This is a genomic window from Listeria tempestatis (assembly GCF_963575625.1).
GTDB lineage: Bacteria > Bacillota > Bacilli > Lactobacillales > Listeriaceae > Listeria > Listeria tempestatis.
Genome location: NZ_CAUYTK010000013.1, coordinates 29,580 through 45,392, shown reverse-complemented (window position 1 = coordinate 45,392; position 15,813 = coordinate 29,580). Strand labels below are relative to the sequence as shown.

General features: G+C 41.0%; 11 protein-coding genes. 8 read left to right on the top strand and 3 right to left on the bottom strand.

Annotation, left to right across the window (positions count from 1 at the left end):
• Nucleotides 1-248: 248 nt before the first annotated feature.
• Nucleotides 249-1,067 carry a hypothetical protein gene (locus R8923_RS12620; RefSeq protein WP_485873114.1) on the top strand — a complete coding sequence of 273 codons (819 nt, stop codon included), beginning with the start codon at nt 249-251 and terminating at the stop codon, nt 1,065-1,067.
• 371 nt (nt 1,068-1,438) lie between these two features.
• Here the strand turns inward: R8923_RS12620 and R8923_RS12615 are convergent, their stop codons facing one another.
• Nucleotides 1,439-3,634 carry a GH92 family glycosyl hydrolase gene (locus tag R8923_RS12615; RefSeq protein WP_485873113.1) on the bottom strand — a complete coding sequence of 732 codons (2,196 nt, stop codon included), beginning with the start codon at nt 3,632-3,634 and terminating at the stop codon, nt 1,439-1,441.
• Between the two features lie 14 nt (nt 3,635-3,648).
• Nucleotides 3,649-4,692 carry a GntR family transcriptional regulator gene (locus R8923_RS12610; RefSeq protein WP_485873112.1) on the bottom strand — a complete coding sequence of 348 codons (1,044 nt, stop codon included), beginning with the start codon at nt 4,690-4,692 and terminating at the stop codon, nt 3,649-3,651.
• A 157-nt stretch (nt 4,693-4,849) separates the two neighbouring features.
• On the opposite strand from R8923_RS12610, the gene R8923_RS12605 reads away from it, so the two are divergent.
• The 5 genes from R8923_RS12605 to R8923_RS12585 all read left to right on the top strand — a co-directional run bounded on the left by R8923_RS12605 (nt 4,850) and on the right by R8923_RS12585 (nt 10,785).
• Nucleotides 4,850-6,139: a glycoside hydrolase family 125 protein gene (locus tag R8923_RS12605; RefSeq protein WP_485873111.1), complete on the top strand. Its 1,290-nt coding sequence runs from the start codon at nt 4,850-4,852 to the stop codon at nt 6,137-6,139.
• 11 nt (nt 6,140-6,150) lie between these two features.
• Nucleotides 6,151-8,814 carry an alpha-mannosidase gene (locus tag R8923_RS12600; protein WP_485873110.1) on the top strand — a complete coding sequence of 888 codons (2,664 nt, stop codon included), beginning with the start codon at nt 6,151-6,153 and terminating at the stop codon, nt 8,812-8,814.
• Nucleotides 8,815-8,972: 158 nt separating this feature from the next.
• Entirely contained in the window at nt 8,973-9,158 is a 186-nt protein-coding gene (locus R8923_RS12595; protein ID WP_485873109.1) for a hypothetical protein, read from the top strand.
• A complete protein-coding gene (locus R8923_RS12590; protein WP_485873108.1) occupies nt 9,155-10,537 on the top strand; it encodes a T7SS effector LXG polymorphic toxin in 1,383 nt (460 codons plus the stop codon). The genes R8923_RS12595 and R8923_RS12590 overlap by 4 nt, the downstream gene beginning before the upstream one ends.
• 11 nt (nt 10,538-10,548) lie before the next feature.
• Complete coding sequence (locus R8923_RS12585) at nt 10,549-10,785, top strand: DUF1871 family protein (RefSeq protein ID WP_485873107.1); 237 nt, start codon at nt 10,549-10,551, stop codon at nt 10,783-10,785.
• 169 nt (nt 10,786-10,954) lie between these two features.
• On the opposite strand, the gene R8923_RS12580 is transcribed toward R8923_RS12585, so the two are convergent.
• On the bottom strand, nt 10,955-11,134 hold the full coding sequence (locus R8923_RS12580) for a hypothetical protein (RefSeq protein ID WP_485873106.1): 180 nt from the start codon (nt 11,132-11,134) through the stop codon (nt 10,955-10,957).
• A gap of 115 nt (nt 11,135-11,249) precedes the next feature.
• Here R8923_RS12580 and R8923_RS12575 point away from each other — a divergent pair, with 115 nt between their 5' ends.
• Together R8923_RS12575 and rpoB are read left to right on the top strand one after the other, a co-directional pair.
• Nucleotides 11,250-11,543, top strand: a complete 294-nt coding sequence (locus R8923_RS12575; protein ID WP_485873105.1) for an Lrp/AsnC family transcriptional regulator — start codon at nt 11,250-11,252, stop codon at nt 11,541-11,543.
• Nucleotides 11,544-12,199: 656 nt separating this feature from the next.
• On the top strand, nt 12,200-15,751 hold the full coding sequence (gene rpoB, locus R8923_RS12570) for a DNA-directed RNA polymerase subunit beta (RefSeq protein WP_485873104.1): 3,552 nt from the start codon (nt 12,200-12,202) through the stop codon (nt 15,749-15,751).
• The last annotated feature ends 62 nt before the right edge of the window (nt 15,752-15,813 follow it).

The window sequence follows — 15,813 nt, the reverse complement described above, 5'->3', positions numbered from 1 at the left end:
CTATTTTTAAACTGTAACAAAATATTCATAAAAAACAGTGCGTTTTTAAAAATAAGCTTTAAAAATAAGTTTAAAGTGATAAGGAAATACTGTAAAATATTTTTCAAGTGAACATGCAGGAATATGATTTTGATTTATTTTTATACGATTAAGTTTAATAAGCTTTGCAGGTTTATATACAAAATTTTGAGAGTTCAGGTGATAGAAATCTTAATTTTTCCAAACTAGAGAAGGTGTGGATTCTAAGGATGAAAAAGTTTTTGATCCAAAAAGTAAAGCGGTTACTCATAAAAATTTATATGTGGTATTCAAAAATCTTTGAGAAGAATTTTAGTGATGAGAAATGTGATTTAAAATATCTTCTTTTTAAAAAACAAAAAACTAAAAAATTACTTGTTATTTTTTCAGCGTATCCGGGAGAAGGTCAGAAAGCACGTTATAATTATGTGGTTAAGTTTCGTGGTTTAAAAACATCAAGGCTGTATATTTTAGATGATTTTGGACCAAAAGGAAAAGGTGCGTATTACCTTGGTGAAAGTAAAGACTTTTATATCGAACAAACTGTTTATCGTCTAATTGAAAAAGTAAGACTCGAGCTTCAGGTGGATAAAGTAAATGTTGTAACATGTGGTTCGAGCAAAGGAGGGTATGCAGCGATATATTTTGAAAATAAATATAATTATGGAGCTTCAATTTCTGGGGCTCCCCAAATTTTATTGGGAGATTATTTATACATTTATAAACATCAACCGTTACTCAAGTATATTATGGGTAGTGTTTCAGAAGAGAACCGTCATGAGTTAAATGAAAGGATGCTCCAATCAATTATTCATAAAAAAAGCAAAAGTAAAATATCTATTTTGGTAAGCCCGTTAGATGGTATGTATGAAAATCATGTTAAAAAGCTGTTAGTTTTTATGAAAGATTATCATATCCATATTGATATAAGTATCTATGATTATAAAAAGCATAGTGATATAGGAATATATTTCCCTAAATATGCCATTCATCAATTTAATGCATATTTTGACCAAAGGGATATTTCACAAACATTCTCTATACATTAACCATTACTACAACGAGAAAAACAACTAAGCTAAGTGATACGCTTTTTGTTTTATTCTACATTTAATGAATTAAAAAATCCCAGTATTAAATGCAGTATACGACCTGATATGTTTTTTGATAAGAAAATACATCAATAGGGACTGGAAGCAGTGCAAAATAAATGGAAGAATATTTATAGGCACGTAGGCTTTACGAGGTATTTAGATAATGTGATAGTGTATTTAATGAGCTTTCGCCCGTAGATGGGAAAGTGAGTGGGTAAATATGTATAGTTAAGTTGGAAAAATAAAAAGTACATTATTAATAAACTGTTAAAAACCGAGAAACGAATCCAAGTGGAGACAATGTTTCTCGGTTTTAGCTTGCTAGTTTACTCTCTATTTGAAATGGAAAACGGTAATTCTTCCTCTGAAATCTCATGCTCTTCTGGTACAAGGCCTAACGTGGTGGTTAGATTGCCGCCGCGGATTAGGTCGCTGTGGGTGATGAAAAGCGATTTTAAAGGTTTATTGTCGCGCGTTCTGGCTGTGACGAATTGATGCGCAGGCGAATTGTTCGCTGTATTTAACGTTAAGGTTTTGCCGTTTGGCAGTTCAATGCGCACGTTTTCGAAAGCGGGAATCCCAAAGACGTATTCTCCCGAGCCGGGTGTCACGGGATAGAAACCGAGCGCGCTGAAGATGTACCAGCCAGACATGCTGCCGTTGTCCTCATCGCCAGGATAGCCGTCCACACTAGCGTCATAAAATTGATTTATAGCTTGCTTGATTAGAACCTGCGTATAAGCAGGTTTTTTCGCGTAGGCGAACAAATAGGGTAGGTGGAAACTTGGTTGGTTGGACAGTGCAATTTGCCCGAAGTCGATCATCGCCATCTCGCTCATTTCGTGGATTTCATAGCCGTAGCCATCTACATCGAACGCGGGAGGCGTGTTTGCGAGCTCGGTCAGCTTACGCAAAAATCCACCTTCGCCGTATGCTTCTTTTAGGCCTAAAAAGTCGTGGAAAACCGCGAAACTACTCTGCCAAGCGCTCCCCTCGGCGTAGTCTTTCCCCCAAGAAAAAGGATTGAAGGGGGTTCTGAAATTTCCGTTTTCATCTTTAGCGCGCATAAAACCTGTTTCTTTGTCAAAAATATGTAGGTAGTTTTTCGAGCGTTCCTCGTATTCGGTTTCGAGCGCTTTGTTTCCGAGTGTCTTTGCGACGGCTGAAATGCAAAAATCACTGTAGGCGTAATCTAAAGTGTGGTTGACGCTTTCATGGTAGCTTAGAGGAACATAGCCAAGACGGTTGTAATCAAGCGCGCCGCGGCGACCGTAATTCTCTTTGTCAGACTGTGTCGTAGCCGCTTTTAGCATCGCGTCTTGGAACTCTGGCATTAAATGTGTGCCAATATTTTTTACGGCAGCGTCTGCGATGACCGCATCAATGAGTGTGCCTGGCATGAGGCCGCGCTCGTCAGGCGATAGCCATTTTGGCAGGTAGCCTGTTTCGCGGTAGCTATTTAAAAAGCCACCAAGCATTTTTTCGTACTCATCAGGAATCAAAAGCGAATAAAGTGGAAACACCGTCTTATACGTATCCCAGAATCCATTATTTGTATATAATCTTCCATCCGAAACGCGCCGCGCCGTCGTATCATAATGAACGGCATTTTGATTCGCATCATATTCATAAAAGCGCTGCGGGAAAAGCGCCGTTCGGTATAGACAATGATAAAATGTGGAAACTTTCGCCTGATCCGAGTCACTTACTTGAATTTTGCTTAAATAGGCATTCCACTTCGCGGCTGCCCTCGTTTTGGTCGCTTCAAAATCATCATTTGCTCGCCGCTTTAAATTGAGGCATGCTTGTTCTGAACTGATGAAGCTTGTCGCCAAACTAATTTCCACCGTTTTAGCTGCCAATCCGCCAAAACTAACTTGGAAAAATTGATTCTCAGCTTTTTGTGCCGAATTTGAAATGATTTCACCAGATGCTTGGAACCCCGTGTTTGCGAAATCAAACGGGTAGTCAGCCGTTAAGACGAAGTGCATTTTGAATTCTGGATCCGCGCAGCCAGCAAAATTTTGTACGTACCCTAAAACGCGATTTTGCTGTTCGTCCACCTCAATATAACTGATATTTTCAGCAGAAAAAATGAAGCCGTGTTGTTCTTCTTTCGTATAAGAAAGTCGGATTTTCGCACCGTAAGTACTTGGTGCGAGTTCGCTTGTAATTTGATAGCGAAGTTGTTTGATTTTCAAGTAGTGCGGGCTAAAAACAGCTTCGTTCGGTCGGTAAGAACTTTGGGCAAAATATAAGTCGGAATTTGCCAATTTTCCAGAAATCGGGGTGAGTAAAAAATAAGAAAAGTCGCCCATCCACGGGCTTGGTTGGTGTGTCAGGCGAAAGCCTTGGAAGGTGTGGTCGTTCGGATGGAAGAACCAACTTCCATTATTGTTTGTTGTTTGCGGCACAAAATGATTCATGCCCCACGGGACAGAAGTGTAGGGAAGCGTATTCCCGTTTGAATAGCTGTGTTGATTATTCGTGCCATGCCGAGTATCGATTTGTGTAACGTCCATAATTTCCTCCAGTTCTAACGTGTCCCGCTCGAATCCCTTTCAATTAAAGAAACAGGAATAATGGCGTTTTCCACGTCTTTTTTTTGAATTCGTTTTTGTAAATGAATTGCGGCTGTTCTTCCCATCGCTTCAAAATCTTGCGAAATCGTTGTGAGCGATGGTTCAACAAATTCTGCAGCTTGAATGTTATCAAAGCCAGTAACAGCCAAATCCGAAGGGATACGAATCCCCACTTCTTTCGCTTGCTTCATAAATTGAATAGCCATCAAATCATTTTCTGCGACAACCGCCGTAACACCTTCTGCGACAAACTTTTGCGCGCGCCTCGCATAAGATTCCTCGGAGAGCACGTCCGCTTCCGTATGAAATGAAATCCCCGCCTCAAACAAAGCCCGCAAATAACCCATATAACGCTCACGGACAGTAGAAGTTTCTTGAATTGTTCTACTGTTTAAAAAGGCGATTTTCTTATGGCCTTTCGAAAGGAGCAAATGAGCCGCCAAATACCCACCACTAAAATTATCAGCCGTCACATACGGAAACGGAATACCCTCCATTTTTTTATCGAGTAAAACAACCGGAAAATCCTGAAAATGCAATTGATAAAGAATATCCAAGTTTGAATTTCCAGTTTCTGGATAGTAAATCATCCCGTCATATTGTTCAATCAATTGGAAAAAATGCGTTTGAGTTAGGAAACTTTCGTCCTGAATATGCACATGGTAACCTTTTTCCGCTAAATACGGGAGCATTAGCGCCGTGAAATTCCCAAGGTCATGTTGGCCTGGAAAAGGCAAAATAAAAAGGACTTGTTTCATAGAAGTAGCCGCTCTTGAAATGGAACGCGCCTTAACGAAAGTCCCCTTACCGCGAGTTCGCTCCACTAAACCTTTGTTTTCCAGTTCAGATAACGCACGTTTTGATGTGATTCGACTTGTCTGATAGGAGGCAGCTAGCGCATGTTCTGTAGGCAACTGTGCGCCAACTTGTAGCTCGCCAGACATAATTTGACTTTCAAGATGTTCGCTAATTTGCTGGTAAAGTGGTTTTTTGACCATTCCAATAACCCCCTTTGATATATCATTTGATATTTTTACTATACCAAATTTATAGTTTAAAGGAAAATAAAATGAAAAAACACTAGACAATTTATGCTAACATCGTTATACTGTATTTAGTAATAAAAAGATATATCAAATTTTAGGAGTGTTTTAAATGACATATCAAGAGGTGCCGGTTTCGGTGGAAAAATTCATGAAAACAATAACGGAGAAATGTGGGGAGTCGCATGCGAACTGGGCGAAAAATTTTAATGCCTGTTTTGCTAATACACTTCTCACAACGGTCAAACGTTTACCAGACGACACAACATTTTTGCTTACGGGTGACATACCAGCTATGTGGTTACGCGATTCTACAGCACAGGTTAGACCTTATCTCGTTCTTGCAAAAGAGGATTCAAAAATAGCTGGAATGATTCGCGGTTTAGTCGAGCGCCAAATGCAATTTATTTGTTTAGACCCTTATGCAAACGCATTCAATGAAGAAGCAAATGGTGCAGGTCATCAAACGGATAACACGGAAATGCATCCGCAAGTTTGGGAACGGAAATACGAAATTGATTCACTTTGTTATCCTATTCAATTAAGTTATTTACTTTATAAGGCGACGGGAGAAACAGAACAATTTAATGAAACGTTCCACCAGGCAGTGAAGAATATTTTAAATGTGTGGGAAGTGGAACAAAAACATGAACATTCTCCGTATATGTTTACGCGCGACACGTGGCGCATAGAAGATACGCTACCTGAAGACGGAAAAGGGACACGGGTTGGCTACACAGGCATGACTTGGTCAGGTTTTAGACCGAGTGATGATGCTTGTAAGTTTGGCTATTTAGTCCCGTCAAATATGTTTGCGGTCGTTGTGCTTGGTTATTTGGAGGAAATTTACAAGGAAATCAAAAGTGATGTGACGCTTGTGAAGCGGATTCAGGCGCTTAGGGAAGCGATTCAAGAAGGTATTGAGACATACGGAAAAACAAAATCAAAAGCAGGTGAGACGATTTTTGCGTATGAGGTGGATGGTCTTGGAGGTGTGAGTGTGATGGACGATTCAAACGTACCAAGCCTACTTTCGGCGCCGTACTTAGGTTACGTGTCACCAGATGATGAAACGTATCTGGCAACGAGAAAGGTGCTACTAAGTGAGGAAAACCCTTATTTTTATAAAGGAGAGTTTGCGAAAGGCATTGGCAGTTCGCACACGCCGCCTAATTATATCTGGCCAATTGCGCTTGCGATGGAGGGCATGACAACAGATGATAAGACGGAGAAAGAACGTATTTTAAATTTGCTTGTTGATTGTGACGGTGGAACGAATTTAATGCATGAAGGTTTTGATGTGGATAATCCAAATGCCTATACACGTGAATGGTTTTCTTGGGCGAATATGATGTTTTGTGAGCTTGTAATGGATTATTTTGATATTCGAGTTGAAAAATAGGAGGAGAAGACGTGAAAAAAGTTTATATTGTTTCGCATAGTCACTGGGATAGAGAATGGTATATTCCGTACGAGGCGCATCATATGCGGCTCATTCAATTGATTGACGACCTGCTCGAATTGTTTGAAACCGATCCAGAATTTGAAAGTTTCCATTTAGACGGACAAACAATCATTTTGGACGACTACTTAGAAGTGCGCCCAGAAAAAGAAGCGGCTGTCAGGAAAGCCATTAAAGCAGGCAAGCTGAAAATTGGCCCATTTTACATTTTACAAGACGCCTTTTTAACAAGCAGCGAATCAAACGTGCGCAACATGCTAATTGGTATGCAAGAAAGTAAAAAATGGGGGGAACCTGTTAAGCTTGGCTACTTCCCAGATACATTTGGCAACATGGGACAAACTCCGCAATTGATGAAAGAAGCGAATTTGGATGTGGCTGCTTTTGGCCGAGGAGTCAAGCCGACTGGTTTTAATAATGTTGTCATAAACGATGAAAAATATTCCTCACAGTTTTCAGAGATGTGGTGGGACGGCCCAGACGGTAGTCGCATTCTAGGCGTGCTATTTGCCAATTGGTACAGCAACGGGAATGAAATCCCAACGGACAAAACGGCTGCAAAATCATTTTGGGAGCAAAAACTGCACGATGCCGAACAATATGCTGCAACAGACCATTTGCTTATGATGAACGGCTGTGACCACCAACCAGTCCAAAAGGATATTACAGAAGCTATTCGTGTTGCCAATGAATTGTATCCTGACATTGAATTTATTCATGCTGGTTTTGATACGTATTTAGCCGCACTAAAAGCGGATTTGCCGGCAGAAATGAGCGTCATTGAAGGTGAACTTACAAGTCAAGAATCAGACGGTTGGTACACGCTTGCGAATACAGCGTCTTCGCGCGTATATTTGAAACAGCAAAACACGGAAGTGAGCTGCCAGCTAGAAAATATCGCTGAACCGCTTGCGACAATGGCGTTTGCGGAAGGTTTTGAATATCCAACTGACAAACTCAATTATGCATGGAAGACGTTGATGCAAAACCACCCGCATGATAGCATTTGTGGATGTAGTGTAGATTCGGTTCACCGCGGCATGTTAACACGTTTTGAAACGGCAAATGAAGTTGGCAAATATGTAGCAAATGAGGCGGCGGTATTCCTCGCGGATAAAATTGATACGAGTGCCTTTGATGCTGACGCGAAACCGTTCGTTGTTTGGAATACGACCTCTTTCAAAAAAACGGGCTCTGTTACGATTGAGATTGAATGGGAGAGAATGCTTTTTGCAGGCAATAAACATGACACGCTCTACGATAAACTTTCTAATAAACCTGCACCTGAAGTTTGTGTTGTGGACGTTCGCGGCAATCAAGTTCCGTTTGAGCTCTTATCGCAAGACGTACGTTTTGGTTTCGATTTACCTAAAGATGCTTTTAGAGTGCCTTATATTGCGCGCTACATTACTGTCGAGCTGTTTCTGACAGACATGCCGGCATACAGCCATGAGGTTTTTGGCCTTGTACAAAAATCACCTATTGCTAGTTCGGGTAGCGTTTTGACGGGTGAGCGTACACTTGAAAATGATACTGTTCGTGTTGATGTAAAGCCAAACGGACTTCTGACAGTAACGCACAAGCCAACTGGTCGCGTTCATGAAAACCTTCTTTCTTTTGAGGAAACGGGAGATATTGGGAACGAATATATTTTCTTTGAGCCGACCGGAGTTCCGCGCTACTACTCGCATGAAAGCCCAGCTGAAGTTCGGGTCATTCGAAGTACGCCAAATGTTGGGGAAATTGAAATCCGAAAAGAAATGCTTGTCCCTGAATCCGCGGACGATTTGCTCGACAAGGAACAAAAAATGGTGCTCGAATTTAAGTTAAGGCAAGCTAAACGCTCTAAAAAAATGAAAAAAATGGTCATCACGACTCGTGTTATTTTAGAGAAAAACAATTCGCTCGTGCAATTTGAAACGACCGTGAATAACGACATCAAAGATCACAGGTTGCGCGTTTTATTCCCAACGAGCTTTGAAACGAGCGTCCATCAAGCAGACAGCATTTATGAAGTGGTGACGCGGAAAAATAAGATGCCAGAAACGTGGGAAAACCCGACAAATCCGAATCATCAACATGCTTTCGTGCATATGGAAGACGAGGTTTGCGGAATGACAATTGCAAACATTGGTTTAAATGAGTATGAGGTGTTAGCGGATAATACAATCGCGCTGACGCTATTCCGCTCTGTGGGTGAGATGGGGGACTGGGGATACTTCCCTACGCCAGAAGCGCAGTGTCTAGGTGAACACGTTTTCCGCTACGGTTTAATTGTGCACGGTGCTGATGAACGTGAAAAATCGTTCCATCAAGCAAAACAATTCCAAGTGCCCTTTAGCGCGAAACAAACAGATCGCCATCACGGAGAAATCCCTGCTACAGCAGCTTTCCTAAAAGCAAATAACGACGCTTTCTTAATGACCGCCCTTAAAAAAGCCCAAACAGAAGATGCCATAATCCTGCGCGGTTATAATTTAAAAACAACAAAAGAACCACTCAAAATTAAAGCAGGTACGCGCGGTAGCTACCGTACAAACCTCCTTGAAGAAGGAAAGACCCCACTCCCGAATGAACTACAACCTGCAGAAATCATGACGATTAAATTAATATAACAAGTGCCAGAGGCTGGGATATAACTCCCAGCCTCCTTTTTTAATATATTAGCATGTTTTTGATGCGTGAAGACAAAAAATTCACAAAGTAGTCACAATTTGAAAGCAGTTCGAATGGTATACTAAAACAATAGACAAAAACATCAGGAGGAAAAACCATGCGGGAAATAAAATCAAATGAATCCGTGTTTCATGAGCACGCGGAAAAAATGGGCAAGCTAAAAAATGAGGCCTATTTGCCGCTTCAAGATGGCAATATGACGGAGGCGATACATCGTGAAAAACGTGTATTACATCAACTCAAAGAAGACCAACAAAACATCCAAAAGAGGTGGCGCACATGAGTCGGATTGCTATTTTGGAAGTGAAGGCCTTTTTAGTGACGCTTCAAACCTCCAATGCGGAGGCGCGCACGTGGCTGAAGGCATTTCAACAGGCGGTTATCGCCTATACGAAGGAATCGCGTGTTTCGGGGAAAGCGGTCGAGGCGTCGAAAGCCTATTTTGAAGCAAGTTATGTGCCTCTGGTGGACACCGTTTTGCAAGCCATGGATATGAGTGAGGCGCTACTCGCGCAGTACATACAAGATTTTTATAGCCAAGTTGATGCCACGCCAGATACGTATATTGATGCGGAGCTATTGCAGGATGTGATGGCAGACGTACGGCGGCTAAAGCGGGAAAAAGAGCGACTCGCACAATCGATGGGCGGTGGCATGGGGACAACGTTACAAAGTCAGCAACAAACCTATTCGATGCAGCTTTATGAAGCGATGGAGGAAGAAAAAATACTCGAGAAATACCTCGCCTTTGAACAAAGTCATACGCATTTTTTCGCCCCGTTTCGTGAGCTTGTGCACGCTGTGCAGCGTGCGGTGGATGCGCTTCAAAATCAAGTACACTTTCACGCAGAAACGGGCATGTACAGTGTCGCGAAAACCTTTGCGCCGGCGATGCAACGCTTGCAGCAGTCGCTGAATGAAGCGCGCGGGATTGATCCAAAACGCGAAGCCCAGTTAGAAGGCTATCTCTTATTCAAGGTGCCTTATACCGATTCAAACGGAAAAGAGCAAGCGATGTGGATTTTGGAGAAAGACGGCGTCCGTGTCCCGAACCGCGAACTTGAAGCCTATTTAAAACGAACAGGCGACTACCAAGACAAAGATAAATATACTATACTAACGTTAGACGAGCTCAACGAAAAAATTATGAAATCGTGGCAAAATAAAACGTATTACATGGACGGAAAAGTATATTCAGGTGCAGCAGGAAAAATATTACAGGCCTCGGCATATGTAGAAGACTGGGAAGGAAAACTATCAGAAGCAGGTGTGATGGATGCGCTCGCGGGCGTGGGTTTGAGTTTGGCGGCAATTAGCGGGAGTATGATGTATAGGGGAGGTAGTGGGGGTACTGCGAAAATAGGAGAGAGTTTTGGGAAATCTGGGACATTAGTAAAAAATCCTGGAATAAAGATTGATTGGTCGAAGGTGACAGACCATGGATTAAAAAGAATGGATGAACGGGGGGTAACAAAGAAAAATGTCGCATCCTGGGTGAAGAATGGGAAGGCACTAGAACAGGCAGGAGGAAATAAACATCTATTTTTTACAAAGGAAGGTGCTGTTGTTGTTGCAAAAGATGGGACATTGGTTACAGCTATTCCTGTAAGTAAGTACGATAATGCCTACAAAGAACTATCACTAAAATTATTTGGAGATTAGAGGAGGATAAAATGGAAGAAACAGTGACAAATATAATAAATAATTGGAATCCAATAGAAATTTACCCGTTGCTACATGATGAATACCAAGATGAAGTTAAGAGAATAGTAACCAGCCTATCAAAAAATAAATCAATAGATTCTGTTACAGCCGTGATTTACAACGTATTTTTAGAGAGTTTTGGGTCTCTTTTCGAGAAAACAGAGGAAGAATGTAGAAATATTGCCGAGAAAATAGTCTTGTTATAGACTTAAAATTTTTACTGATTCCAAGAATTTTAGTATCGGTTTATAACATGTGAGTTGTCTTAAGAAGAGGTTGGGGTAATCAGTTGTAACAGATTAATCAATGTTTTAAAACACAAAAAAGAGAAACAGCTACTAGAGCAGAAAATGTTTCTCTTTTTTCTATCCTTATTCACTTCTCCTCAGGCTTGTCCTCATCATAAGCCAAAGGAGGGATTTGGAAGGAAATCCATTTCATAATGAGGTTTTTTAATTCAAAGGTGTTCTCCTCCACCAAGCTCTGTGATAGAGCACGTGCAATATGTATTGCGGCGCTCAATTGTTCTTTTGTAGTATAATATGGATAATTCATGTGAAAAGCCTCCTCTTGGTTTTGATATATTTATTATAGAAAATAATTTCTAATAAACATACAACTTTGTGAAAAAATAAACGATGATTTGTTTTCATTATGAAAGGATTATAAAATGGATGAACTCGATAAAAAAATAATAAACCTATTAAAAAACGACGGGCAATTAACGAATAAGGAAATCGGTAACAAGGTTCACCTAACAGGTCAGGCAGTTGGTAAGCGTATATTAAGTTTAGAAGATGAGGGCATTATAGAAGGTTACACAATAAAAGTTCACTACAGTAGCAAACAGTTTATTCGTGTGTTTATGGAAGGTAATGATTTTAAAAGTGTTGAACAAAAAATCATGGAATTTGATGGGATTAGTGAGCGGACATGCTTGTTATGTAGTGGTTGCCCATTTTGAACCAGAAAATTTAAAAACTTTTATTGAATCAGTTTCAAAATGGGCACGTTGCAGCGTAGACACAGTTGTTTTAGATAAACTTAAATCAAAATGATGGTTCAAAGAAACATAACCTAAAAAGTCATTGGATTTTGGTCGTTTTTTTTAGTCAGAATAAAACATAATCTTTAAGTTTTTGGATAAATCATTATCGGTGCCACCCCTTGACAATGTACGTTAGATGTTGTATTATTGTTAAATGCCAAAAGAATCTATACTGTTTTTTGGTGCGCTTATTTTTATCTTAAAACCTAGTAAAATGAAGCGTTTCCATCGTTTTGGTAGCATAATGGACATGGTTGTGGTTTTCAAGCAAATAGGTCAAATTTGATTTATTATGAAACTTTTTTTAAAAAAGTCTCTTTGCCGAATGAAATCCGCTTTCTTTTTGTCTAAAACAGCATAGAATTTTCTTTTAAAGTTCCATTCAAAGTTGTAATTTTGCTGGTTTTTAAGCCGGCTAGAAAGTGGCAGGAAGCTTTTGATGAACGGTATTTAAGCGAGTGGTTTTTACACGTGTAAAAAAAGCTCTTAGCGTCTTAAATTCCGGGTGCGGGGGGTTCCACCATTTGTCTCTATTACAGCCATTTTGAATGTGCTTATAAATAATTTGAGGGGTGAAGAGTTTGTCAGGACATGATGTACAATACGGCAGACACCGTAAACGTAGAAGTTTCGCTCGAATTAGTGAGGTACTTGAATTACCAAACTTAATCGAAATTCAAACAGCGTCTTACCAATGGTTCTTAGATGAAGGGCTCCGCGAGATGTTCCGCGATATTTCTCCAATTGAGGATTTTGCAGGGAACCTATCACTAGAATTTATTGATTACGATTTAGGAGAACCGAAGTATTCGGTAGAAGAATCTAAAAATCGTGATGCAAACTATGCAGCGCCCTTACGCGTGAAGCTCCGCCTAATCAATAAAGAAACTGGCGAAGTAAAAGACCAAGAAGTATTTATGGGTGATTTCCCGCTAATGACTGAAATGGGTACATTTATCATTAACGGAGCAGAGCGTGTTATCGTATCGCAACTCGTTCGTTCCCCAGGCGTTTACTTCAATGACAAACTAGATAAAAACGGTAAAAAAGGCTTTGGTTCAACCGTTATCCCAAACCGTGGTGCTTGGTTAGAATATGAAACAGATGCAAAAGATGTTGTGCACGTTCGTATCGATCGCACACGTAAATTGCCTGTTACCGTCTTACTGCGAGCACTAGGCTTTGGTTCCGACCAAGAAATTTTGGATTTAATCGGGGACAACGACTATCTTCGCAACACACTTGAAAAAGACAATACTGACAATGCAGACAAAGCACTTCTTGAAATTTACGAGCGCTTACGTCCAGGAGAACCACCTACTGTAGAAAACGCAAGAAGCTTACTTGTGTCTCGCTTTTTCGATCCTAAGCGCTACGATTTAGCTAGCGTTGGACGTTACAAAATCAACAAGAAACTACACCTTAAAAACCGCTTGTTCAACCAAGTTTTAGCTGAAACGTTAGTTGACCCTGAAACAGGAGAAATTATCGCTTCAAAAGGTGACATTTTAGATCGCCGTAAACTTGATACCATTATTCCTAATCTTGAAAACGGCGTTGGATTCCGTACACTTCGCCCAACTGATGGTGTATTAGAAGATAACGTAGTGGTTCAATCTATTAAAATTTATGCACCTGATGATGAAGAAAAAGAAATCAACATTATTGGAAACGCCTATATCGATGAAAATGTAAAACACATTACACCATCTGATATTGTGTCTTCCATTAGTTATTTCTTTAACCTGCTACACGGCGTTGGCGACACAGATGATATTGACCATCTAGGTAACCGCCGCCTACGTTCAGTCGGTGAACTTCTTCAAAATCAATTCCGTATCGGCTTGTCTCGTATGGAACGTGTGGTTCGTGAACGTATGTCCATCCAAGATATGACAACCATCACACCGCAACAATTAATTAATATTCGCCCAGTAGTTGCATCCATTAAAGAATTCTTCGGTAGCTCACAGCTGTCGCAATTTATGGATCAAACCAACCCACTCGGTGAACTTACGCATAAGCGTCGTCTATCTGCCCTAGGGCCTGGTGGTTTAACGCGTGAACGTGCCGGTTATGAAGTACGTGACGTTCACTATTCTCACTATGGTCGTATGTGTCCAATTGAAACGCCAGAGGGACCAAACATCGGTTTGATTAACTCCCTTTCTTCTTATGCAAAAGTCAATCGCTTCGGGTTTATTGAAACTCCGTATCGTCGCGTTGACCCTGAAACAAACCAAGTTACCGACACAATTGATTATTTAACAGCAGATGAAGAGGATAACTATGTAGTAGCACAAGCAAACTCAAAATTAGACGAGAACGGCGTATTTACGGAAGAAGAAGTAATGGCTCGCTTCCGTTCTGAAAACTTAGCTGTTGATAAAGAACGCGTCGATTATATGGACGTATCACCAAAACAAGTTGTATCCGTCGCAACCGCTTGTATCCCGTTCCTTGAAAATGATGATAGTAACCGTGCCCTAATGGGTGCGAACATGCAACGTCAAGCTGTTCCTTTGATGCACCCGGAAGCGCCGTTTGTAGGAACTGGTATGGAACACGTATCAGCTAAAGACTCAGGTGCCGCTGTAACAGCTAAACATGATGGTATTGTAGAACACGTTGAAGCACGCGAAATTTGGGTGCGCCGCGTTTCTATGGTTGACGGTAAAGAAGTAACTGGTGGAATTGATAAATATACGCTTCGTAAATTTGTTCGCTCTAACCAAGGAACATGTTATAATCAGCGTCCAAACGTTGCAGAAGGTGACCGCGTTGTAAAAGGCGAAATCCTCGGTAACGGTCCTTCAATGGATTCCGGCGAACTTGCACTAGGACGTAACGTTTTAGTTGCCTTCATGACATGGGACGGCTATAACTATGAGGATGCAATTATTATGAGCGAACGTCTCGTTAAAGATGACGTTTATACATCCATCCACATTGAAGAATTCGAGTCTGAAGCTCGTGATACGAAGCTTGGACCTGAAGAAATGACACGCGATATTCCAAACGTTGGTGAAGACGCTCTTCGCGACCTTGACGAACGCGGTATTATTCGTGTCGGTGCTGAAGTAAAAGATAACGACCTTCTTGTAGGGAAAGTAACGCCAAAAGGTGTCACAGAACTTACTGCCGAAGAACGTTTATTACATGCTATTTTTGGTGAAAAAGCGCGCGAAGTACGTGATACATCCTTGCGTGTACCACACGGCGGTGGCGGTATCGTATTAGACGTTAAAATCTTTACTCGTGAAGCTGGCGATGAATTGCCACCAGGCGTAAACCAATTAGTACGCGTGTATATTGTACAAAAACGTAAAATCCATGAAGGCGATAAAATGGCCGGTCGTCACGGTAATAAAGGGGTTATTTCCCGTATTTTACCAGAAGAAGATATGCCATTTATGCCAGACGGAACACCTGTTGACATCATGCTTAACCCACTAGGGGTGCCATCTCGTATGAATATCGGGCAAGTACTCGAACTTCACTTAGGTATGGCGGCTCGTAAACTTGGCATTCATGTTGCTACACCAGTATTTGATGGGGCAAATGAAGAAGATGTTTGGAGCACTGTAGAAGAAGCTGGAATGGCACGTGATGCGAAAACAGTTCTTTATGACGGACGAACAGGGGAACCTTTTGATAATCGTATTTCTGTTGGTGTCATGTATATGATTAAACTTGCTCACATGGTCGATGATAAATTGCATGCTCGTTCGACTGGTCCATATTCACTCGTTACACAACAACCACTCGGAGGGAAAGCTCAGTTCGGTGGACAACGTTTTGGTGAGATGGAAGTTTGGGCTCTTGAAGCATACGGTGCAGCATACACGTTACAAGAAATTCTAACAATTAAATCAGATGATGTTGTTGGACGTGTGAAAACGTATGAAGCAATTGTGAAAGGTGAAAGTGTGCCAAAACCAGGCGTACCGGAATCCTTCCGCGTATTAATCAAAGAGTTGCAAAGTTTAGGGATGGACGTTAAAATCCTATCCGCTGACGAGGAAGAAATCGAAATGCGCGATACGGATGATGATGACTTCTCCGGTCAAAACGATGCATTTAATATTGTGAAGCCTGAAGAGGCTACCGAGCAGGTTGACTAACCCGCCCGAAACAAAACTCCAAAATTAAAATTATTTTTCGATAAACTTAAACATGATAATCT

Excerpts from the sequence above, each read along its gene's own strand:
- R8923_RS12575 (WP_485873105.1), top strand. The coding sequence starts at position 11,250 with ATGGATGAACTCGATAAAAAAATAATAAACCTATTAAAAAACGACGGG.
- R8923_RS12610 (WP_485873112.1), bottom strand. The coding sequence starts at position 4,692 with ATGGTCAAAAAACCACTTTACCAGCAAATTAGCGAACATCTTGAAAGT.
- R8923_RS12585 (WP_485873107.1), top strand. The coding sequence starts at position 10,549 with ATGGAAGAAACAGTGACAAATATAATAAATAATTGGAATCCAATAGAA.
- R8923_RS12590 (WP_485873108.1), top strand. The coding sequence starts at position 9,155 with ATGAGTCGGATTGCTATTTTGGAAGTGAAGGCCTTTTTAGTGACGCTT.
- R8923_RS12595 (WP_485873109.1), top strand. The coding sequence starts at position 8,973 with ATGCGGGAAATAAAATCAAATGAATCCGTGTTTCATGAGCACGCGGAA.
- R8923_RS12580 (WP_485873106.1), bottom strand. The coding sequence starts at position 11,134 with ATGAATTATCCATATTATACTACAAAAGAACAATTGAGCGCCGCAATA.
- R8923_RS12605 (WP_485873111.1), top strand. The coding sequence starts at position 4,850 with ATGACATATCAAGAGGTGCCGGTTTCGGTGGAAAAATTCATGAAAACA.
- R8923_RS12615 (WP_485873113.1), bottom strand. The coding sequence starts at position 3,634 with ATGGACGTTACACAAATCGATACTCGGCATGGCACGAATAATCAACAC.
- R8923_RS12620 (WP_485873114.1), top strand. The coding sequence starts at position 249 with ATGAAAAAGTTTTTGATCCAAAAAGTAAAGCGGTTACTCATAAAAATT.